Source organism: Solibacillus sp. FSL W7-1464 (genome assembly GCF_038004425.1).
In the GTDB taxonomy this organism is placed as follows: domain Bacteria; phylum Bacillota; class Bacilli; order Bacillales_A; family Planococcaceae; genus Solibacillus.
In genome coordinates this window covers 315,086-338,672 of the sequence record NZ_JBBORC010000001.1, presented here as the reverse complement: position 1 = coordinate 338,672, position 23,587 = coordinate 315,086, and the positions used below count along the sequence as shown (strand labels likewise).

General features: G+C 40.1%; 19 protein-coding genes and 1 other RNA gene. 6 read left to right on the top strand and 14 right to left on the bottom strand.

The features are described from left to right. Window positions 1-46: 46 nt before the first annotated feature. Together pepT and MKZ25_RS01650 are read left to right on the top strand one after the other, a co-directional pair. Entirely contained in the window at window positions 47-1,270 is a 1,224-nt protein-coding gene (gene pepT, locus MKZ25_RS01655) for a peptidase T (protein WP_340799852.1), read from the top strand. Window positions 1,271-1,367: 97 nt separating this feature from the next. Beyond that, window positions 1,368-2,327 carry a DMT family transporter gene (locus MKZ25_RS01650; protein WP_340799851.1) on the top strand — a complete coding sequence of 320 codons (960 nt, stop codon included), beginning with the start codon at window positions 1,368-1,370 and terminating at the stop codon, window positions 2,325-2,327. A gap of 331 nt (window positions 2,328-2,658) precedes the next feature. On the opposite strand, the gene MKZ25_RS01645 is transcribed toward MKZ25_RS01650, so the two are convergent. Then, window positions 2,659-3,087 (bottom strand): DUF4395 domain-containing protein, encoded by a 429-nt coding sequence (locus tag MKZ25_RS01645; protein ID WP_340799850.1) that lies wholly within the window; start codon window positions 3,085-3,087, stop codon window positions 2,659-2,661. Between the two features lie 108 nt (window positions 3,088-3,195). Between MKZ25_RS01645 and MKZ25_RS01640 the strand changes: the two genes are divergently transcribed. Then, window positions 3,196-3,903, top strand: coding sequence for a Fe-S oxidoreductase (locus MKZ25_RS01640; protein ID WP_340799849.1), 708 nt, complete (start codon window positions 3,196-3,198; stop codon window positions 3,901-3,903). Window positions 3,904-4,369: 466 nt separating this feature from the next. On the opposite strand, the gene MKZ25_RS01635 is transcribed toward MKZ25_RS01640, so the two are convergent. The 7 genes from MKZ25_RS01635 to MKZ25_RS01605 form a co-directional block, all read right to left on the bottom strand. Next, a complete protein-coding gene (locus MKZ25_RS01635) occupies window positions 4,370-5,482 on the bottom strand; it encodes an amidohydrolase (protein ID WP_340799848.1) in 1,113 nt (370 codons plus the stop codon). Window positions 5,483-5,630: 148 nt separating this feature from the next. After that, window positions 5,631-5,768, bottom strand: a complete 138-nt coding sequence (locus MKZ25_RS01630) for a hypothetical protein (RefSeq protein ID WP_014824892.1) — start codon at window positions 5,766-5,768, stop codon at window positions 5,631-5,633. Window positions 5,769-5,937: 169 nt separating this feature from the next. Further along, complete coding sequence (locus tag MKZ25_RS01625) at window positions 5,938-7,953, bottom strand: TRAP transporter permease (RefSeq protein ID WP_340799847.1); 2,016 nt, start codon at window positions 7,951-7,953, stop codon at window positions 5,938-5,940. Next, complete coding sequence (locus tag MKZ25_RS01620) at window positions 7,946-8,452, bottom strand: DUF1850 domain-containing protein (RefSeq protein ID WP_340799846.1); 507 nt, start codon at window positions 8,450-8,452, stop codon at window positions 7,946-7,948. Before MKZ25_RS01620 ends, MKZ25_RS01625 begins: the two co-directional genes overlap by 8 nt. Window positions 8,453-8,535: 83 nt before the next feature. Further along, a complete protein-coding gene (locus MKZ25_RS01615; RefSeq protein ID WP_340799845.1) occupies window positions 8,536-9,564 on the bottom strand; it encodes a TAXI family TRAP transporter solute-binding subunit in 1,029 nt (342 codons plus the stop codon). 347 nt (window positions 9,565-9,911) lie between these two features. Next, on the bottom strand, window positions 9,912-10,451 hold the full coding sequence (locus tag MKZ25_RS01610) for a superoxide dismutase family protein (protein ID WP_340799844.1): 540 nt from the start codon (window positions 10,449-10,451) through the stop codon (window positions 9,912-9,914). 85 nt (window positions 10,452-10,536) lie between these two features. Then, the gene (locus MKZ25_RS01605) at window positions 10,537-11,280 is read right to left on the bottom strand and encodes a LysM peptidoglycan-binding and 3D domain-containing protein (protein WP_340799843.1); all 744 of its coding nucleotides are present in this window, start codon (window positions 11,278-11,280) and stop codon (window positions 10,537-10,539) included. Window positions 11,281-11,584: 304 nt separating this feature from the next. Between MKZ25_RS01605 and MKZ25_RS01600 the strand changes: the two genes are divergently transcribed. From MKZ25_RS01600 to ssrS, 3 genes are all read left to right on the top strand, one after another. Beyond that, window positions 11,585-11,773 (top strand): putative motility protein, encoded by a 189-nt coding sequence (locus tag MKZ25_RS01600; RefSeq protein ID WP_340799842.1) that lies wholly within the window; start codon window positions 11,585-11,587, stop codon window positions 11,771-11,773. Window positions 11,774-12,073: 300 nt separating this feature from the next. Continuing rightward, window positions 12,074-12,718: a YfbR-like 5'-deoxynucleotidase gene (locus MKZ25_RS01595; protein WP_340799841.1), complete on the top strand. Its 645-nt coding sequence runs from the start codon at window positions 12,074-12,076 to the stop codon at window positions 12,716-12,718. Between the two features lie 157 nt (window positions 12,719-12,875). Continuing rightward, window positions 12,876-13,067, top strand: a non-coding RNA gene (gene ssrS / locus MKZ25_RS01590) — 6S RNA. 141 nt (window positions 13,068-13,208) lie between these two features. Here the strand turns inward: ssrS and solA are convergent. The 6 genes from solA to MKZ25_RS01560 form a co-directional block, all read right to left on the bottom strand. Continuing rightward, complete coding sequence (gene solA, locus MKZ25_RS01585) at window positions 13,209-14,357, bottom strand: N-methyl-L-tryptophan oxidase (RefSeq protein ID WP_340799840.1); 1,149 nt, start codon at window positions 14,355-14,357, stop codon at window positions 13,209-13,211. A gap of 63 nt (window positions 14,358-14,420) precedes the next feature. Continuing rightward, window positions 14,421-15,767: an ArgE/DapE family deacylase gene (locus MKZ25_RS01580; RefSeq protein ID WP_340799839.1), complete on the bottom strand. Its 1,347-nt coding sequence runs from the start codon at window positions 15,765-15,767 to the stop codon at window positions 14,421-14,423. Between the two features lie 89 nt (window positions 15,768-15,856). Further along, entirely contained in the window at window positions 15,857-17,497 is a 1,641-nt protein-coding gene (locus MKZ25_RS01575; protein ID WP_340799838.1) for a PucR family transcriptional regulator, read from the bottom strand. Between the two features lie 338 nt (window positions 17,498-17,835). Beyond that, window positions 17,836-19,311 (bottom strand): NCS1 family transporter, encoded by a 1,476-nt coding sequence (locus MKZ25_RS01570; RefSeq protein ID WP_340799837.1) that lies wholly within the window; start codon window positions 19,309-19,311, stop codon window positions 17,836-17,838. A gap of 77 nt (window positions 19,312-19,388) precedes the next feature. Beyond that, a complete protein-coding gene (locus tag MKZ25_RS01565) occupies window positions 19,389-21,164 on the bottom strand; it encodes a hydantoinase B/oxoprolinase family protein (RefSeq protein WP_340799836.1) in 1,776 nt (591 codons plus the stop codon). Next, entirely contained in the window at window positions 21,161-23,311 is a 2,151-nt protein-coding gene (locus tag MKZ25_RS01560) for a hydantoinase/oxoprolinase family protein (protein WP_340799835.1), read from the bottom strand. Before MKZ25_RS01560 ends, MKZ25_RS01565 begins: the two co-directional genes overlap by 4 nt. Window positions 23,312-23,587 lie beyond the last annotated feature (276 nt).

Below are 23,587 nucleotides of genomic sequence, written 5' to 3'. Positions count from 1 at the left end.
AAAAAGTGTAGAATAAAAGCAATAAGTATTAGGAGGTCTTTTTCGTATGAAAGAGAAAGTAATTGAACGTTTAGTACGCTATGCAAAAATTGATACACAATCAGATTTCAACTCTGACACAACCCCTTCAACAATGAAGCAATTCGATTTATTACATGTATTAAAGGATGAATTGGCTGCAATCGGTTTAACAGACATTACGCTGGACGAAAACGGGTACCTTTTTGCAACACTTGAATCAAATACAGATAAAGACGTGCCGACACTTGGCTTTTTGGCGCATGTTGATACGACATCGGATTACACAGGAACAAATGTACAGCCTCAGCGCATCGATAACTATGACGGTGAAGCGATTACATTAAAAAATGGTTTAGTCATGGCACCGGACTACTTCCCGAACTTGAAAAATTATGTTGGTCAAACGTTAATTACGACAGACGGCAATACATTGCTTGGTGCGGATGATAAAGCCGGTATCGCAGAAATTATGACGGCGATGGAATACTTAGTAAACAATCCGGAAATCAAGCACGGAAAAATTCGTGTAGCATTTACACCGGACGAGGAAATCGGGCGCGGTCCGCACAAGTTCGATGTCGAGAAATTCGGTGCAGATTATGCATATACAATGGATGGCGGTCCTCTTGGTGAGTTACAGTACGAAAGCTTTAATGCAGCTGGCGTAAAAGTAACGACACGCGGCACGAACATCCACCCAGGTTCAGCAAAAAATAAAATGGTGAACTCGATTACAATGGCGATTGAATACCAAAACGAAATGCCAAAAGATGCGGTACCTGAAAAAACGGACGGCTATGAAGGCTTTATCCACTTAATGCATTTCAATGGTGGAATTGAAGAAACAACAATGTCATACATTATCCGTGACCATGACCGCGCTAAATTCGAAGAGAAAAAAGAGTATATGGCAAAGGCCGGCAAAGAGTTACAGGCAAAATACGGTGAAGAAGCAATTACTGTAGCGATCGAGGATCAATATTACAATATGGGCGAAAAAATCGAGCCTGTTATGGAAATCGTCGATATCGTAAAAGAAGCGTTTGCCAAGTTTAACATTACACCGATTGTCGAACCGATTCGCGGAGGTACTGACGGCTCCCAGCTTTCATATATGGGCTTGCCGACACCGAACATTTTTGCGGGCGGCGAAAATATGCATGGTAAATATGAATTTGTATCAGCTGAAACAATGGAAAAAGCGACGGAAGTCATTATCGAAATCGTTCAGTTATTTGAAAAGCGTTAGAACAAAATGGAAATTTTTGAATGGGGCGATTACTTTCGCTCCATTTTTTTGTATACTTATTAAACAGAAAATTCAATATAATCGAGTGAGGTGTGTGATGAAGGAAATACTGATTGGCATTTTAGCGGCTTTATTTTTTGCGGTTACATTTGTATTGAACCATTCAATGGAATTGGAAGGCGGCAGCTGGTTATGGAGTTCCTCGCTCCGTTACTTCTTTATGCTTCCCTTTCTCATCGCCATTGTCGCCATACGTGGAAAAGCCGGATTTCGAACTTTATCGGATGAAATGAAAGAACATCCGGCTGCATGGTTCATTTGGAGCTTTGTCGGGTTTGTATTATTTTATGCGCCTCTTACATTTGCTGCGGCATTTGGTCCGGGCTGGCTTGTATCAGGTACATGGCAATTTACGATTGTAGCTGGTGTTTTGTTGGCTCCCCTATTTATTACAACTATCGCCGGAAAAGACGTCAGGGCAAAAATCCCGCTTATTTCATTAGGTATCTCGGGCATTATTTTATTTGGGATTTTGCTTATTCAAATCCCGCAGGCACAGTCAGTTTCCACGAAAAGCCTGCTGCTCGGTATACTGCCTGTAATGATTGCGGCTTTTGCCTACCCGCTCGGCAACCGGAAAATGATGGAGCTATGCGGGGGGAGAGTCGATCCGTTTCAACGAGTTCTAGGCATGACAATCGCTTCCTTGCCTGCCTGGATTTTACTTGCCATTTATGCATCGTTTACTGTTGGCCTGCCCTCTGCGAGCCAAGTGTATCAATCACTGCTCGTTGCGGTTTCTTCCGGTGTCATCGCGACAATACTTTTCTTTATTGCAACAGACCGTGTTCGCCATGACCAAGGGAAATTGGCGGCTGTTGAAGCAACACAATCGACAGAAGTTCTTTTTGCAATGGTAGGTGAAATGATTTTACTCAGTGTGCCGCTTCCGAAGCCAATCGCTTTAATCGGACTTGCGGTCATTATTATCGGCATGCTGCTGCATAGCTATCATACAGTACTTATGAATAAAAGATTACAATCAGCAAATGAATAGGGGTAGCGGCATTTTCGTCCCTACCCTTTTTTCCTGCACCCCCACTTCCAAACACAAAAATACCCGTATCTGTATGCGACACGGGCAATGGGTCTCCCAACAAAGGAAGAAAAACTAGAAGAAAAATATAAAGGGTGAAAAACTCAGTGTCTGACATGGTCAAACTTACATTCTAAATGAGGGGGTTTAGAACGCTATGGCTGAACTAACAAACTCCTGGAGAAAAGTTGTTAGCTCAGACTTATTTGTACTGTATTACAAATAAGCTCTTGCTACAGTTATAATGATAATGATTATCAGTATCATTGTCAACCTATTTCCAATAATCTTTTTAAGAATTTTTTAGTGAACGACGATATTGGTACTGTTTGAATTGAAATAACATAAAGCATCCAATGCAAAAACCTAAGATTGCGACAAAGGATGCGACAGCCACCATAATCGTAAAGCTATATGCAACGACCTGCCAATTAAAGGCAAACCCTACTATTCCGCCTGCCAGACAAATGCTCGCAATCGTTGAATTGAACTTTTGCTGTCCGATATCTTCAGGAATATACGATTTTATGTCTTTCGTTAAAAATATTTTCGCAAAGCGCATTATCGGATTAAACCCGGTGAAAATCCCAAGTAAATTTGCAACTAACGGTATCGCTAAAATCCAGTACTGTCCTGTAATCCATGTGATTACAACTGATAAAAATATAACCCATTGATTTACACGCACTAATGGTCTTGGTACAGAAATCGGTTTAGTCATAAAAACCAACCTTTCTTATATGTTTTATTCATTTTAGCGTTTTTCACCTCGTTTGGGAAGAGAAATGGTATAGTAAATATAAATATTTTTTTAGAAAAGGTGATACGTATGCCTGCACTTTCCTATGATCAAGTACGACAATTGAATTCCTATAGTATTTTTACCGAAGAACCTGACCGCCCATTATTTACATTGGCGAATCTACATAAAGACTTCTATTTGACCGATTTCCGCAATTTGATGATGGGCATAACGAATGCTGCTACGGAAGCTGCGGCCATCTCCCACTTCGGGCGTCGCTACGGCATGTTTGTCGCGATGCAGTTTTATATGCTGACGACGTATGATGAAGTTTGGGACGGAAAGCCGGAAGATCTGCGTTTTGCTATTGTTCAGGAGTTCGGCATTCATACACTCGGGATGTATATAAACCCAAATGATTTCCGCTATGTGGAAGATGATGAGCGCGAACGAGTAATGACGGACATTTTATACAAGACATCGGTCGTTATTGGCCAGTTACGGAAAACAACGTCCATTTCGCCGCTTACTTTATGGGAAAATATTTTCGGTTACATGCTTTGGCACTTCCATACATTACTTGAAAACCCGGCATTGGCTGACCGTGCTTTTGAGGATTTGGACATGCTCGAAGATAAAAATATTTGGCGATACTTCTCGGATAAATCACTGTTCTTGAATTATACAGGCGGAAAAAGCCCTTCCGCTCTCATCAATCAGCCTGTTCGCAAAAGCTGCTGTTTTTCAAAAGACATCCCCGGCTTAATGGCTTGCGGATTTTGCCCGATGAAGTAGGGTTTTGATTTGTAAGTGCCGCTGAATGATAGCGGCACTTTTTATATGGCTGAGTTTGGTTGTCCTGAGGAAGATTTTCTAATATAGAGCATGCTTTTTCTAATAAAACTTGAAAAGTTCTAATAAATTCCGGATCTTCTAATAAAGTAGGCCGATGTGCTAATAAAAGTTACAGAAGTTCAAATATAGGTATCCGATCTTCTAATAAGTAACCCGGTTTTTCTAATATCGCTTAAAAAGTTCTAATAAAGCGCTGACCTTTTAGTAAAGGTCCGGTGAACAGGCACAATTCTTTTTTGCCAGGGGCGATTTTCTAATTTATAGCTCACTTGTTCTAATAAAACATGAAAAGTTCTAATAAGTATCCCCCTTTTTCTAATATCCGGTTCAACTTTTCTAATATCAGAACAAACACTCAAAGCAAAAAAAAACGACGCTACAAACTTCATAGCATCGCCCTGACATTCTATTTCGTTGCACTGTTTTTCAATGTAGTCGCCATTACTTTGGCGCCATCAACCAATGCCTTTGCATCAAAGGTCATTTTCGGATGATGAAGTCCCGGACCTAGATCTGCGCCAATACCGATCATCGTCGCCTTCAACTGTGTATTTTTAATCGTATAGAAGTGGAAATCATCGCTCCCCGGTGTTATTACTGCCGGCGCCAGACTTTTTTCTCCAAGTGCTTCAACAATTGAGCGTTCTGCAATTGCAGCAGCTTCCGATGATACTTCCGCTCCTGGTGTAATGTCCATCCAATCCCATTCAACCCCAATATCAAACATGGCCGCAATTTGTTTCAAGCCTTTATCAACATCACGTTGTACTTGTGCCAATACTTCATTTTTCTGTGCACGTACATCGATAGAGAAGGTCGCATTGCCTGGAATAATATTGACGCTTCCGCCATCTGCTACAACTTTCGTTAACTTCGCGGAGTATACTTCAAATGGATCAACATGGATGTTCTTCAACATTTGCTGAATCGCTACAACGACATCAATTGCATTTTTCCCCTGGTGTGGACGAGCGCCATGTGCATCAATGCCGGTAATTGTCCCAGTTAAGAATGCTGCAGCACCATGATAAATTGCGGGTGATACCTTTCCTAATGGCAACTCTTCCATCGGACGCAAATGAACACCGAATAAATGGGTAACATCTTCCATTACACCACGGTCAATCATCGCCAATGCACCGCCGCCTGTTTCCTCAGCCGGTTGGAAAATAAAACGTATTTTCTTTTTCAAAGGTTCATTTTTTAATGCATAAAGCGCACCCAAAACAATGGATATGTTCGCATCATGTCCGCAAGAATGATTTGCCTGCATAACGCCATCTACTTCCTGCCATAGTGCATCTATATCAGCGCGAACCGCAATTGTTTCCTCACCTTTTCCAATTTCCGCTACAAGGCCAGTCACATCATCAAATTTTTTATAGCTGACGCCCATATCATCTAAGATTTCTGCTAATTTTGCTGTTGTTTTTATCTCTTTCCAGCTTACTTCAGGGTTTGCATGGAAATATTGAAACCAATCAAAAATCATTTGTTCCGTAGAATTAACCGCTAACATGAAACGCACCTCGAATATTATTTAGTACTTCTATTATACAGTACATTTTTTGCATACTACATTATTAGTGCCTAAAAAAACGACATCTATCCAATCAGTTTTGTTGGATAGACGCCGTAATATTTTTAGATCCATTTTAAAAACTCCTTTATAAACTTGAAAAAAACCCTTGCGGATATTGCGTGCGTTCTTCACTTTCCGTTACCTCTTGCTGTTCGGCTAACTCAAACTCCACCTCTTCATCAAACAAGTATGTTTCGAACGTCGACTTTAAAAGTGTTGACATATCATTTCTCCCCTTTAAATTATTTGAATTTTTAATTAATTTAAATAATATAATGGTTTTTCAAGAAAATCAACAAATAAATGCACTTAATGCATAAAAAGTATTAAATCTATCTATTTTTGAGATAAATAGAAATGCGCCTGAATTAAATCTTCAGACGCCTCATTTTTTATGAAATGGCCACTTTTGAACCATTTCCTTTATTTCTAGTAGTATATTGAATCACGAACATAACTCCAAATACAATAAGCCCAATTGTATCCGATAGTGATTCAGGGTAAATCATCGCTAAACCTGCACCAAGTAAAACGATGCGTTCGATCCAGCTTACAGGGCGGTACCAGTAGCCGATAACTCCGACACCTATAGCAATCATACCCATGATTGCGGTGAACACTACCCATAAAATTTGCCATACTGTCACATCAATCATAAGCAGCGCCGGTGAGAAGATAATCATATACGGGATAATGAATGCCGCAATAGCAAGTTTCGCTGAGTTTACGCCGGTACGAATCGGGTCTCCTCCTGAAATACCGGATGCTGCAAAGGCGGCGAGCGCAACAGGCGGTGTAATATCCGCAATAATACCGAAATAGAACACGAAGAAGTGCGCTGATAAAACAATAACAAGCGGTGCTGCACTTGCCGGTACATCCGGTGCCAGTAATGCAATAATTGCTGGTGCAGCAATCGTTGAAGTAATAACATAGTTTGCCGTTGTCGGTGCACCCATACCTAAAATTAACGAAGCAATCATTACAAAGAATAATGTAAGGAGAATACTTCCTCCTGCTAATTTTACTAAGCTGTTTGCAAGAGACAGCCCTAATCCTGTCTTTACAACAACGCCGACGATAATACCCGCACAAGCTGTTGCAGCAGCAACTGCTAATGCCGAGCGTGCACCATCAACCATTCCGTCGATAATTTCTTTAAAACCGAATTTAACATCCGGATTAATAAACCCGACAACTATACAAGAAATAATTCCGTAAAGTGCCGCGTGAATTACCGGCACACCTGACATCATTAAAATGATAATCAGTACAATCGGAATAAGTAAATAAATTTTCTTGAATACTTTCGAGCGATCCGGCATTTCTTCATCTTTTAAGCCGCGTAATCCTAAACGTTTCGCTTCAAAGTGTGTCATGATCCAAATACCTGTAAAGTATAAAATTGCCGGAATGGCAGCAGCCTTGGCAATATCCCAATACGTGACGCCGCGACCGATAAATTCAACCATTAAGAACGCAGCAGCACCCATGATCGGTGGCATTAACTGACCACCTGTAGATGCCGATGCCTCTACAGCACCTGCGAAGTTTTTGTTGTAGCCGAGACGTTTCATCATCGGAATCGTATAGGAACCGGAAGTTACTACATTCGCTACAGAACTTCCTGAAATTGTCCCTTGCAGTGCAGAAGAGAAAATCGCAACTTTTGCAGGACCACCTACTAATTTCCCGGCGACAGAAATCGCCAAGTCATTGAAGTACTCCCCTACCCCTGTTTTTACAAGGAACGCGCCGAATAATAGGAACGCAAAAATAAACGTAGAAGATACTGCCAATGGTGTCCCTAAAATACCGTCTGTCGAGAAGAACATTAAATTCACAATACTATCCAAGCTTTGCCCGCGGTGTGCCATAAAGTCAGGCATGTACGGGCCGTAAAATGCGTAAAGTAAAAACAGCCCGGCAATAATAGCAATTGGCAAACCGACCGCTCTACGGGCACCTTCCAATACTAAAATAATTGCCAAAAGCCCGACATAGAAATCCATTGTTTGTAGTTGACCTAAGCTTTGTACCAGTCGATCATAATTAATTACCCAATAACTCCCTACAAAAATAGCAATAGCCGCTAAGATATAGTCGTAAAATGGGATAGTACGTTTTGATAACTTACGACTTGCCGGGAATAATAAAAACACAAACGTTAGTGCAAAACCAATGTGGACCGTACGCTGAATTTGCGCAGGAAACTGTCCGAAAATTGCTGTATAAACTTGGAATAGTGTAAATGCCAGCAAACCAAAATAGATGAAATGCTTCATGATATTTTGCGGGTTACGCTGATTTGATTCCAGATCATATTTTTCAAGTAATTCCTTCTGCTGTTCCAAAGTAAGTGATTCGTGTAAAGCTCCTGTATCTACAGCCGCTTTTTTGTCAGCCATCTAATTCGACTCCTTTCAATTTGTCATATAAAGACAATTTTTGAATTGTTACCATATAGGATTTCCCTCGTATTAATTCCTTTTTTAAAGGAATGACTTTCCCTCTATGCTGAAGATTTAATTTATAGTCGACATTCCCGATATGTAACGTAAATTCTTCTAATTTTGCATTGTTATATTGAAGTGTATAGATCCCATCTTCATAATGTAGTGTCTGCCCTTCTTCTGCATGCCCTGGCATCCCTATTGCCACATCTGTGTATTCCATTGCAAGCAGCTGAAATTCATTTGTAGGCAGCACGTTATAACTCTCTGTCACATCCGTTAAATGTATGGAATGAGTAAAAATCAACTGGAACTCGTTTTCATTCTTTAACGGCAAAAAATGCTGAACAGGATCCTGAACTCTTGTTTCTGTAAAAGTTATGCTCCGTTCAAAAGGAATAAACCATACGATTACACTAAGAAAAACTAGGATGATAAAAATCCATTTTTTCATTTAGATGATCACTCGCTTAAATAGAAAATACAATAAAGGCCTCTGAAGCTTTTTTTGCGACAGAGGCCCTTCGTTTTCCCTAATTACTTTACTTCATCAAAGTATCTTTGTGCACCTGGGTGTACGTCGATACCGATTCCGTCTAAGCCTGTTTCAGCTTTAATAAATTCGCCTTTAGCGTGACCAATTTTATCTGTATTATCATAGATGGCTTTTGTCATTGCATACACTAAATCTTCCGGCAGGTCTTTATTTACTGCTAACATTGCACCTACAGAAACAGCAGGAACTTCTGCTTCTAAACCGTATGTGCCAGCAGGAATATTATCTACAGCATAGTACGGGTACTTCTCGATTAATTCTGCCGCTTTGTCTGCTTCTACTGGAATTATGTGTACACCATTTGTTGCATTTAAAGCTTCAACAGCACTAGTTGGGTAACCAGCTGTAATAAATGCCGCGTCAATTTGACCTGATTGAATACCATCAGTAGATTCACCGAAGTCTAAGTTTTGTGCTTGAATATCATCTTCAATTGATAATCCGTGAATTTCCAGTAATTGCTCAGCGTTTGCATAAGTACCAGAACCTGGTGCACCTACTGAAACTTTTTTACCTTTTAAATCTGCAAATGTTTTAATGCCTGAATCCGCTAAAGTTACTAATTGAACAGTTTCCGGATATAAAGCTCCTAACGCTACTACTGAGTCAATTTTTTGACCTTCAAACATTAAAGTCCCTTGAGTTGCATAGTAAGCGATATCTGTCTGAACGAATGCAACTTCACCGTCTCCAGCAGCTAAAGCTGTCATGTTGGCTGCAGAAGCTTGTGATACCTCGGCAGTTGTTTTTACCCCTGTGTCTGTTGTGATTAGATCCGCAAAAGTACCTCCTAATGGATAGTAAGTCCCTTGCGTACCACCTGTTAAAATACTTAAAAATTTAACATTCCCGAAATCTCCCTTTTCAGAACCAGAATCCGTTGTATCAGTTTCAGTTGATGTTTCAGTACCAGTTGATGTTTCAGCATCATCTTCCCCACCACATGCAGCCAGGACTAAAATGAAAGCACTTAGTACTAATAAAAAAAGCATATTTTTAGATTTAAACATGAAATTATCCCCCTTTTTACCTTATTATAGAATTCATTTTACATACACAAATATTCAAAAGTCAATTAATATCTTAAAAATCTAATTATTCAGTATTGTGTAATATTCTATTAAAAGCATAAAAGTGCTATAGAATGATGTTTTTCACTAATTTCCCTTACTTATAAAATCAATTCCCTTTGCAAATTCATGGAATAATATGCATACAAAATGAATAAATTTATTTTTCTAATATATGATATTTCACTTCCAATTTGCTTCTACCTTTCCATTTTATTGATTAATACAAAAAAATACCCTTTCTCTTTTTTTGAGAAAATGGTATTTTTCGTGTTTTACATTTAGTTTTATTCGACTATCCCACAAACGATTCGTGCGCCTGAATTTCCTGATGGATCTGTTTTGTAATCATCCGCTTTTTCATGAATGACAACAGACGTGCCATCTGCATCAAACAGCGAATTTTCTTTCCCTTTTTCCAGTGTAAAATCAGCTGTCACGAAATTCAATTCCACTTCACCCGATTCATCGGCTGTAATATTCGGTAAATCCCCTAAATGCGGACCTTTTGGATTATCCACGCCATGCTGCTTTTTCGTTGGATTGAAATGGGCACCTGCCGATTCAAAGCTAGGTGGTTCACACTTCCCGACTTCGTGCAGATGGATTCCGTGATCGCCGGGCGGTAAACTATTTAGAACAGCAGTCAGTTCGACTCCTTTAGAAGTTTCTTCAAATAAAATTTCACCGACTAAGTTGTTTTTGGTATCATACATCTGCGCCTTTGCAGACAAAGCTTCCGGTGCACTTACCGGAAAAGTTTCCTTTTGAAATAAACTGCATCCGCTTAATAGTAGCGCACATACAAATAAGCTAATTACTCGCACACTATCCCCTCCTTGCAGCTAGTATTTCAATAAAGAAGGATGAATATACAAAAAGCCAGCCAAATTTGAGTGGCTTCTTTTCTTATTAGTTTAAAATTTTGATTGTTACTGTGCGGCGGCCCCATTCATAGGCGTTACCTAGGTCTGGAATAAATACATCAATCTTATTCCCTTTGATTGCCCCGCCTGTATCAGCTGCAACTGCTTCCCCATATCCTTCAACCCAAACTTTTGTCCCTAGCGGAATGACACGTGGATCTACTGCGATTACTTTTAAATTTGGATTGGCACGTAAATTCGTACCGTTTGCCGTGGTACCTGAACATCCCTCACAATAGGCTGTATAAGCTGTCGCTTCAACAGTCATTGTTCTTCCTGTATCAGGAGCTGAACTTGTTGACGTTTTTGCCTGTGTTCCGCCTGTCGCACTTTTCACTTCACTCTTGGCGTATTCCTGTTGAGGTCCGGATACTGCAATGGCGTCACCAGGATAAATTAAATCCGATTTGATATTATTCCATTTCTGCAGCTGGTCAACTGTTGCATCATGTGTCAAGGCAATATGGAATAATGTATCGCCTGGTGCAATCGTATATACTTTCTGGTCATGACCGCCAATTTTTAATGTATCTCCAATATAAATTGTATTGCTCGTTAAATTATTCAATTCCTTTATCTCTTCTACTGATGTTTGAAATTGCTTGCTTATTTTATAAAGTGTATCTTCTGGTTGGATTGTATAAGTATCTGCAGAAGCTTGAGATGCAAATAGCCCCCCTGTAGCGAATACTCCTGCTAATAGAACTGCCATTAATTTTTTCTTTGTCAAATTTCTGTCCCTCCATATTTTCCAAATAAATTTAAGTTATTTTCACTCTGCTCTAACCTTACAGCAAACACATTGCAACACGATGACGCGGATATGAACCCTCCATTACAAGCACATTGCAGAGCTTTTGGATAATTATTACTAAATTTGAAGCGATTTATACATAGAGTTACCATTTTTTTGCGGAGTGATAGGAAAGGAAGGAATAATAAATGGGAATTCATTTTCTGACTTATTACAAACCGCCTTGTTTCTTTAATAATTCTTTCTATTTTGACGATACAAATGAAAAGGAGGGATAACTATGGAATTAAACGCCATGATGTCAGCTCAGCTAGCATCGTTACAGCAAACTGTACAAATGAGTATTTTAGACAAGGCAATGAATACCGGAGCGGCAACTGCTGTTCAAATGATTGAATCAATGCCTCAATCGCAAGCAACTCCAGCATCCCACCCTTATAAAGGACAAATGATTGACGTCCAAGTTTAGTTTTTAAAATCAAGAAAGGACGCTCACAATTTTATGTGAGCGTCCTTTCCGTTTGTCAATATATGTATGGCAGTTAGGCAGTGGAGGTTATTAGAAAACGAGGAGACATTTTAGAAATTTTTCATACTATATTAGATAGTCCAACTTTTAATGGACATTTGAATTAGATTTAAAAGTTTTCGGTTCATTTGAAAACATTATCAATTAATGTAAACGCATCGTTAAATTTCGGTTAAACACTTTTAAAAAAACATTTTTCGGGTATAACTAATAGTACACTGAACATATAAATGTTAAGGAGTGATTATTATAGGAATCCATACTTTTTTTACAAGTTTAAATGATTTAGAACGGATCATCCGCTGCCCTGGCCGCTTTAAATTTGAAGAGCATAATGTGGCAGCACACTCATGGAAGGTTTCCCAGTATGCGATGTTCTTTGCAACTTTGGAGGAACGTGCAGGCAGTAAAATTGATTGGAAGTCGTTATACGAAAAAACGATTAATCATGACTTTGCAGAAGTGTTTATCGGGGATATTAAAACACCAGTCAAACATGCAAGCGTCGAACTAAAACAGATGCTTTCGCATGTTGAAGAAAAAATGATGGAGAAATTTATCCTGGAAGAAATTCCGCATGATTTACAGGATGTTTTCTTTGACCGCATGAAAGAAGGCAAAGACCATACAATTGAGGGACGACTGCTTGAATTTGCCGACAAGCTGGATCAGTTTTACGAATCATTTGCAGAGCTGAAGCGAGGGAATACAGACAAGGAATTTGTTCATATGTATGAAACTGCTCTTAGCAAGTTACTGCTGATTGATCTTCCGGTATCTGTAGACTATTTCCGCAACGAAATTTTATCGGATGTTGTAACAGAAAAGACGGTTATCGATATCGCGCTTTTAACGGAAAACATTTTACAACAGCATACAGAATAATTACAGAAGGCTTCCGAATATAAGGAAGGCTTTTTTTATTCTTAAAATAACTCCATTTTTTATCCCCGAAAATCTTCAATAAATCCATTCAAATCATTTGACTTTTTTTTTAAAACATACTTTATTGCATTCCACATTAACTTACTATAAGATAACAATAAGGCTACGTTGTACGTACGAATATTAAGTTTTAACCTTTATACTTATACAGGGAGTTTTACATCGATGTTGGAATGGCGTGCCTGGACTCTTTTGACTTCAGGATAGACAGGATAGCATTTGCGAACACCCACTTTGAGGAGTGGTGGTTTAAAACTTTCTATAATAACTACGGCAATGTGGCTGCTTACATAAGCATTAGAGCCATAAGTTTTGATACCCCTCACTAGTAATAATTAGTGTGGGGGTTTTATTTTTCTTTTTAATTCAACGTAAGATAAGGCAAAAAGGGAAATTGCATCACGCAATTTCCCTTTTTGCCTGATTTGATTTAACTGCCAACGGTCGATTGCAGCGCTGCTCGATTTAAGGAAAATAGTGAAATATCATGATCCGTTTTTCCCTCTACTGCAATTTGACATAATATTTCCCCTACCACACTTGAGAATTTAAAACCATGACCTGAAAAGCCTGCTGCCATAATGACATGAGTGTGACCTGGATAATGATCAATAATAAAGTGTTCATCCGGTGTTCTTGTGAACATACAAACTTTCCCTTGGTTTAATTTACCTGCGGATTGTGGCATGTAGGTTTCAAGGAAACGACGGACTTCTCCTTCATCTTCTTCCATCGAACCGAATGCAAGTCTCTCATCATCAGGGTCAATGGGCTGGTTGTCATCAAAGCGTCCAAGCTTCACACCACTCCCTTCAAAACTCGGGAACCCATAATATTTACCTTCAGGTGTATCAACAAAGAAAGCAGGGAATACTTGATCATTATAGAGATTTTCATTCCCTTCAAACCATGCAACCGTCTGGCGTGTCGGCTGAAGCGGTAAATTTAAATCAGCCAATAATTTCCCGTTCCATGCACCTGCACAAATAATCAGTTTCGCAGCTGTATACGCTTGTTCCTTAGTAGAAATGATTGCTTCAGACTCTTTGATTTCAATATTTGTAACGGGGGTATTTATAAGCAATGAAACACCTTCTTCCACTGCCAGTTGACGATAAGCACTAATACATTTTTCACTATATAAAACACCCGAAGCCGGTTCATAACAACCCACATAATCTTCTGGCACTGTAATACCTGGCCACCGAGTTTTAATTTCCTCGCCCGTTAATAGCTCAAGCTCTAAATCATACTCATTGGAACTGGCAATTGCTTCTCCAATAAAACTAGAACCGACTGGGCCGAAGCCGAGTACCCCTGTTTTTTCGAACAGTACTTCTCCGCTTTTTTGTTCGAGCTCATACCATAACGCTTGCGCTCTCAATGCAAGCGGCACGTATTCCCGCCCTTCTCCATAGGCATGGCGTATAATGCGCGTGTCCCCATGGTGACTCCCTTGATTATGCGGTGGATCATATGCATCGATAAGCAATGTGTGCACACCTTTTTTGGCTAAATAGTAGCCCGCTGCCATTCCCATAGAGCCTGCACCTACGATAATAACATCATATTTCTCCATTCCACTTTCCCTCCTCCGTTTAATTTCTGAAAAAGTACTTTTAAAGCGGGTTACTCAAACGGTTTACGAATCCAAAGACTCATACCCACACCATTGAAGAACATTCAACGCTGTAATTTCTACACACTTCAACCAATCCTCGATGTTCAACCACTCATTTGCACCGTGAAGATTGCCGCCACGAGGACCATAAATTAGTGCCGGGATACCCATATAAAGCATAGGGAAACGAATATCACTAAATGTCGGCATACCGTAGATTGGTGTTTCATAGCCGGCTACTTCGTCAATATTGCCTTTCACTAATTGAACGAAAGGGTGATCTGGTGAAATTTCTGATGCATTTGTATGCCACTCCCAAGTTAAAACAGGCGGATTCTGTTGTAACCACTCGTCTTCCGCAACAACTTTATCAATTGCAGCCTGAATTTGTGCTTTGACTTCTTCCGGTGTTTCATTTGGCGGATAACCAACTGTCCCTGTGAGTTCACAATCAGCTGGTACTTTGTATGCCCAGTCTCCACCTTGAATAATAGCAGGAGTCAGGTTAGTGGAACGAATAGGCATATCGGATGCTTCGTAATAACGTTCAAACGGTTCGTATTTAACTGTTTCTGCACGGAATTCATCAAGCTCGACTAATGCATTATAGATTTTCAACATCTTCCCTACGGCATTAATACCGATTTGGCCATTTAAGTTATGAGCGGCACGGCCGACTACTTTAATTTTAAAAATCAACCCGCCTGCACACGCTATTTGTGCTCCTAAACCACTTGTTAATGGGTGGGGGTATACACAGGCGTCCGCCGTGAAATTTTGCTGTACCATTGCCACTGCACCCCCTGCACCACCTACTTCTTCATCGACAACCGAAATAGCTGTTATATCACCTTTTGGCTTAAAACCGGCCCCTTGAATTACTTTTAACGCGGCTAAAATAGAGCCAAATCCACCCTTATTGTCCGCCGTGCCACGACCATACATAATATCCCCTTCGATTTCGCCTTCGAACGGATCATATTTCCAATGTGCTAAATCACCAACCGGCACCGTATCGACATGGGTAAACATTAATAAGGAACGTCCTTCCCCAGTTGAATTCCACTTACCAACAACATTTGGACGGTTTGCAAACCCTACTTTACGTTCAACCTCAGATTCCGTATATTCCGGATGTTGACGCACGATTTCAGGATCCGCTGTGAACGTCGATGTTTCCAAACTTAAAACGTTTTGCATGTATTTTTCAATGTGTGCCTGCACATCCCCTTCATAGCCTGTTTCACTTGGGATTTGAATTAATTGTTGCAGTTCGTCCAATAAACGCTGACGGTTTTTTTGAACATATTCCTTTACCTTTAGCTTCACATCTTCCGATAGTTTTTCGATCACCTGTTCCTGAATCATTAGAGTTCCTCCTTTTTTAGTTGGGTGTTAACCAACTTGTTAAAAAAAGTATAATTTAGAACAGGCGGAGGAACTATTGGCTGTCAGTGTTAACTATTTTGCTCAATCAGCTCTGTTTTTGTACTTGGTGCACAATTACTTCTAACATTTGCGACATGTTCGATTTCAAAGGCAACTTTCAGCCAAAATTGACAGATGAGGGACGATAGACTGTCCTTTAAAATCTCTTCAATTTTGAGTAGACGATAGCGCAGCGTATTTCGGTGTATGAACAGTTGCTTCGCTGTATATTCACGATTATATTCGTTTTTTACGAGTGTACTCAGTGTTTCAATCAATACTTCATCTTGAAGAATTTCTTTAGGAAGTATACTGCCTCGCAATGCGCTCGCCCGTTCATAGTCAAATGTACCGAACAGCAAAATTTCCTTTAAATAGTTGTTGGCAAAATAAATTTGTTTAGGCGTATGCTCTGACGGAATAAATGTCTCCAAAATTTTTGCTTGCTCATAACTTTTAATAATATCTGTAACAGATTCTACAATGGTGCCTAAAAATACCGGTCTTAAATAACCGGATGAAAGCTGATTTTGAATTATCTTGATTTCCTCATTAAATTGTTCCTCATCATCATAACTTAGAAGAAAAACTAGATTCTGATCAATAATATCGATTAGCCCGCATATGTGAGGCGTTTGAGATAACCAGTGCAAGGCGTGTTGCTTCATCGCAAGCGAATTTTGCTGCTGTCCTTGAATGATCATCGCAATCCATTTGGAGTGGTACTTAATATTTAATTTTTCAAGTTTTTTCGGAACGATGAGTGGTAAAAGCTCGTGCTGTGAGAGAATCATTTGGAAAATTTGTGTGCATTCTTGCTGATGAATGAGTTGTTGCTCGAGTTTTGCGAAGGATAAATCTATAACGACATCTACGATACTTTCAAGTACAGACAAATAAGCATGAATCCCTTTTTGTGAGATATCAAACATCCAGAGCGTACCGAAGTAATGGGAAGAGTTTTTGATTGGTAAGCCGTAAAGTGGCGGTAAGTTACCAATCTGCAGGCTAAAATATGCTTGATCCAACATATTTTTACCGTGGGCGAAGTGCTGGAAAGGGTTGTCTATCCCCTGAATACGCTGCAACAGTTTCGTTTTCATGGAAGAGGCATATAAAACTTGGTCTTTTGGAAAGTGACTTGCCTCTAATACATTTGTATTGGATGTAAAAAGTAACGGGTTACGGAATTCTTCTGCTGCATACGTTAATAGCTCGCCAATATCATTTGCAGTAGACATCGTATGTACCAATGTCTTCGATATGTGCTGAAGTTTTTGTGCTTTTGTTAATTGGTTCTGAATGATCGCTTGGTGAATCAACTTAATTAACTGTACAAAATAGACATGGAAAGGCATTTCAATAATCGGTAGGTTATAGGTGTTTGAAAATTTGATGACTTCCTCGGGTACTTGTTTCAAATAACGTCCGGTAGCAAAAACAATTCCAGATGCCCGATTGGCAATAATCGATTGCAGTAAAGGTAAGCTATGCTCAGGCCAAATTTGTCCGCAAGTAAACAATAATTCGCCACCTTCCAAAAAGTAGCCAACTTCTTCATGGTCAATGATGTGTGTCCATTTAATAATACGATCAACACCATGCTCACCTGCAATTAATTTTGCTTCATTCATTTGAGGTAAATATAATAATTCTTTAACCGTTAGCATCCAGCATCCCCTCCGAATAAAATTTTACATATTGTATTAAAAAATATATTCAAATACAAACGGCCTCTATTTTTTTACTGACATGAATATGTAATTAGCGAATTGGGATTCCTTTATTAAATATGTTAACTGATAATATGAAATGCACCTCTTTACACTTCCTGCGGTTATTCCTACTTTTTTCATGTTATGTCGAAGAAAACACAAAAACCGGCGCATTCACAATAATTCGCCGGTTTTACATAGGACAGATTCACTTTATATACGACCTTCAATGCTTTTGACGTAATAATAAAAAATGCTTTCCTGATTAAATGCTGTATCATTTAGATCCTTCCTTATTGGCGCCACTCCAGCACCGTGTCCTCCACGTCAATAGGCGGAGCCTGCGATGGAATTTCCCAACTACGTCCAACTGAAATGCCTAAATATAAATCATCGCTTGGATTTTCAATTTCTTTTTGTTTATACACTTTAAACCACCAGAACTTCGCTAATACGAAATAGCTTGCGCCACTTACGAATAATCCTACAATAAAGGAATAGTTCATGAAAATAATGGCGCAGATAGCCCCAACAAGCCAAGCAATAAATCCAGCGTAGTTCACACCATTTTTATAGTGATATTGTCCATCTAGTTCATATAAATCTTTAACATTTACGCGACGTTTTCGAATGAAATAATAGTCTGCGATTAATATACCGACAATCCCCGATAATACAGCGCCGATATAAAGTAATGTGCTGTTAATGAATTCAAACAAATTCCACGGTTGAATGACGACCCCAACAATACCAGCAACAATTACTCCGAGCCAAAACGGCATACGCGGACCACCGATATTGGAAAATATAGTAGCTGCAGGCGTTAAATTAGCGGTAGTGTTTGTTGACCACTGTGCCAAAATAATCATCATTAATAATACCCCTAAAATGAGACCGTTTGCGGATTGTTGAATTGCAGCGATTGGATCAGCATTGCCCAATGCAATATAAGAAACCGCACCGATCGCGACCATAAACATCTGTGTTATCGGGTAGGCCACAATATTGCCGAGAATAGCATTTTTGTTACGTTTAAACCAATTTTTATTATGCGCAGGGGCTTTAATAAAACGAGAAATTGTGGGCATATCCGCAGCAAGCGCGCTCCAAAAACCCATATTCCCCATTACAACGACGATAAATGCTGTAAAAGCGACCGTACCCGTTGCAGGGCTTTCAACCCAAGACCAGATATCCTTTCCTGTAGAAACAGCTTGATCCGATAATGTAATGTACATCCAACCTGAAATCAAAATAATAATCGGGGCGGCTAAATCGGCGAATCGCTCGATTGCTTTAATACCAATGGCAGTATTAATCAATTGGGCAATGACAAATAAACCAAAACATAGCTCCCAACTATCAAAGCCTGTTAGCGTATATAAAATGGAGTTCATCGCAAGTGCTCCGAAATAACTATTTACCCCAAACCAACCAGCCGCTACAAAACCTCGTAAAATAGAAGGAATATGGGTGCCAACTGTTCCAAATGGTGCTCGCATATAAACAGGGAAGGATAAACCATGCTCCACCCCGATATCACCCGTTAATGTCATTAAAATACCGAGTAACACGGAACCGACTGCTGTTGCCAAAATGACCATCCCTAATGGTAGCTGTTGGATACCTGCCCCTCCAAGTGTAAAGGCAGCTAATACAACTGCCATACCAATCCACACAATTACAAAACCGAACGAACCGATCGTCCGTTTTTCGATAGACGTTGGCAATAAATCAGGGGATTTTAAATAATCCTTATGTTTTTCCATACTAGATTCCTCCCTTTTAAGTAGAAAAGATAAAAGATTATAGACGTCTGTCATCGACGCCTATAATTTCAATATGGTTATTCTGAGTACAATGGTAATGCACTGCGTGTCGCACGCAATTGTTCACGGTTTTTCATCGTTTCCTCTGTTTGCAACTCATCATTTTCAATAATGACACCGTAATCACGATAAGCGGTTTTTACAGTTATAAAACCATCTAAAACATCTTCAAATACTTTATCCATGGGGCGTTCTAATGGGTCACCATAACCACCGGAGGAAGGAACAAAAATTTGAATTGATTCATCTTTTCCAAAGCGATAGCCATTTAATTTTGATGGTAACTGTTCAGGGTTTGTATCCGGATTTTTAATAAGTTGCGCACTTTCACCGCTAAGCCCCCCTTTAAAGCCCCATGGTTTGACCGTATGTTTATCGCCTTCCATCGTCATAAATCCATCTTGTAAAAAGCGGTTCCAGCGAACAATACCTAAGCCGCCGCGGTATTTACCTGCACCCCCTGTATCTTCACGAAGTTCATATTGTTCGCAAACAATCGGTACATGCATGTCCAAATCTTCAATTGGGTTATTCCGTGTATTCCAGGAACTAAAATCCATTGCATCCATGCCATCGCTGGTTGGGCGACCACCGTAGGAACCTTCGTTCACTTCGATATACACCCAGTAATCATTATCTTCATCTAAACCTGAATACGAGGCAAATTGAATATTGGCTGAACTTCCTGCACATACTTGTTCCGGTAAAATGGGTGCTAAAGCTTTAATAATAAGGTCTGCCACCGTATTTACTTGATTAGCACGACTAAAAGTGGCGGCAGGACGATTCGGATTAAAAATCGATCCTTTACGAGCCTTTACTTTAATCGGGCGGAATACACCTTGGTTCGCAGGGACAAATGATTCGTGTGTATAAGTGTCCAGGAATATCGAACGGACAACACTATAAACACTTACACAGAGAGCCCCTGAGAAAGCCACGTTAAATGCGGTCGATACTTGGTCCGCTGACTTCGATACATCTACTTCAATTTCGTCCCCTATTTTCGTAACCTGAACATGAACACGAAGGCGTTGATCTAAGTTCCGACCATCATTATCCAGCCATGATTCTGCCTCGTATACCCCGTCCGGCATTTTAGCAATTTCTTTACGCATCATACGTTCCGAATAGTTCAGTAGTTCTTCACAAGCGATGAGGACAGTATCCTTACCATATTTGTCCATTAATTCAGTGAAACGTTTTGCGCCTAATCGACACGCTGCTACCTGGGCTTCTAAATCACCGATTACTTCGTTTGGCATTCGGCTTTTTTGCCGAATGACATCTATTAACACTTCGTTGCGAACTCCACGATCGTAAAACTTCATGCCATTTAAAATTAAGCCTTCCGCATACATATCCGGCACATCAACAATCAGTCCAGGCTGCGCACCACCAATGTCTAAATGATGGGCTGTTGTCCCAGCATAGCCGACTAATTCATCATCATAGAAAATCGGCATTGTAAGTGAGATGTCCGGGGCATGTGAAGCCCCAGCATACGGGTCATTGTTCCAAATAATATCCCCGGGATGTTGATTATCGCCGAGAATTTGCTGGAATCCTCGGATATAGCCAGGTAAACAACCTAGTTGCATCGGCGTAGAGTCTGCTTCTGCATACGTATCTCCATTCTTTGCAAACACCCCTGCGCCCAAGTCTTCTGATTCTCTAATTAGGGAAGAATACGCCATACGTTGCATTAAATGCGACATTTCTTTTGCAATCGTCGTTAAAGCACCACCAATAACTTGAAGGGTAATCGGATCCATCGTTTTTTGTTTTATCATACAGATACACCTGCTTTCTCAAAGTAATGTTGTACATCTACAGCAGCACCACCTGTTGTTATTTTAGGTTTAGCAAATAATGTGCCCTTTTCAGAAATCGCCACATGCCAATGAGGTGGAATAAGTGTTGTGGAATCGCGTTGCACAATAATGGCCGGTCCTTCTACGATGTCATAAGCTAATAGTTTCTCGCGCGCATAACGTGGCGTTGGATACGTATCGACAATGCCGTTTACTTCAAATGTTGTGCTACGTTCATATAAAATGGCATCCTCAGGATTTGTACGTCCTCCCTTTTCTAATGAAGGCATCACCAGTTCCGGTGTTTTTCCTGTCGCAATCACTCGAAGTGTAATAAGTTCCACTTCATTGGTCGGGAAGCTATGCCCGTATTCGATATGATGCGCTTCATGAAAGGCATTCGCAATTTCTTGTATACTTTCAGGTGTAACTGATCCGTCAGGAATCGCAACGCGCAATTCAAAGCCTTGTCCAGCATAACGACATTCGGCAATTCGCTCTAACACAATATTATCCGTTGTAATACCATCCGCTGTTAATTGAGTGATCGCACCATTCACTACTTTTTGTAATGTTTGATCAATTGACTCAGCAAGGCTTGCATCTGTCACCGAAAGTTTTTTTACATGTGATTGAATAAAGTCGTATTTAATATCACCTGCCAGCAGACCTGTTGCTGCAGTAATTCCAGGAAAATTCGGGACAACAACCAGATTAGAACCAATTGTTTCTGCTAGAGAAACCGAATGCAGCGGCCCTGCACCTCCAGCAGCCAACACTGCGTATTCACGCGGGTCAATCCCTTTGCGTACAGAGTTGGCACGAATGGACAAGGCCATATTGTTGTTAATGATTTTTAAAATACCAAGTGCCGCTTCTTCCTTTGTCATTTGAAGTGGCTTACCTAGTTTTTCTTCAATGGCTTTAACACTTAGTTCATCATGTAACGTTTTATCGCCCCCCAAAAATTGCTCTGGATCCAGACGTCCTAATACGACATTGGCATCTGTTACACATGGCTCATCACCGCCTAATCCGTAACAGGCAGGTCCAGGTGTGGCTCCAGCACTTCGCGGGCCCACTCGGAATGCACCGCCCTCATCGATATAGGCAACAGAGCCCCCACCTGCACCAATTGTTTCAACATCAATCATTGGTACCAATACAGGATAGCTGTTGACTTCACAATCACGCGGATTAATGATTTTCGGCTGATTTTCAGGAATTAGTGAAATATCGGCAGAGGTACCCCCAATATCTACACTTATTAAATTCGGCACCTTCTCCATCTTGCCGCACCAAGCAGCTGCAAGTACACCTCCAGCAGGACCTGATTTCAGAAGGGTTACGGGGCGTTCCGATGCCATCGTTGTTGTCGCCATACCGCCGGAGGACTGCATGATTTGCAATTCGCCTTTGACACCGATTTGCTCCAGCGAGCACACTAGATTTTGCAAGTATAAATTCACTTTTGGCGCGACATATGCATTCATAGCAGTTGTACTGAAACGTTCATATTCACGCATTTGTGAAGCAATTTCACTCGATGTAAAGCACTGTACTTCAGGCCAGTGTTCCAGCACGATCTCCTTGGCACGTTTTTCATGGACATTATTTAGAAAAGCAAATAAGAAACAAATAATAATCGATTCTACATTGTCCGCTTTTAATTGCTGAACCGCATCAATAACTTCTTGCTCATTTAAAGGGGTTTTTATATTTCCGTTCGGTGCAGCGAGTTTTTCCGTAATAGGGATACGATGACGTCGCTTGACAAGGGGGTTGGTTTGCCATGGCAGTTGTTGCTGAATCGAGAAATTTTCAAGTTTTTTATGACGTGCAATATGCAAAATATCACGATAATTCCGTGTTGTGAGCATCCCTACTTTTGCACCATTGTTTTCAATCGTAATATTCGTCGCAACCGTCGTACCATGTAAGACATAATCCACATCGCTAACGGCAATGTTTGCTAACTTACAAATTTCCTGAATCCCTTCGATAACACCTTTTGACTGATCATGCAGGGTACTTGGCGTTTTGTATACGAACAATTCATCTGTTGCATCATTCACTAAAATTAAATCGGTAAAAGTACCTCCTACGTCTACACCAATACGTATCATACTCAACACTTCCTTTTCTTTAGGTGATTTGTTACATATATCGTAACTGTTCAAACAATAAAGCTGAATTGGGCTGAAGTGACGACTATACGGCTAACACTTTCCAAATTTTGTACAGCATGCACAATCAAAAAAATCGATCAGCCTGCTTCACCATAAAAAATAAAAAGCAGAAAGGTGGGACATAACCCAAAAACGCTATTTTTCTTCTCTCAGAGAAAAATAGCGTTTTTTGCTGAGCATTAAAAATTAATCACCATTCGGGACGTTTTCCAA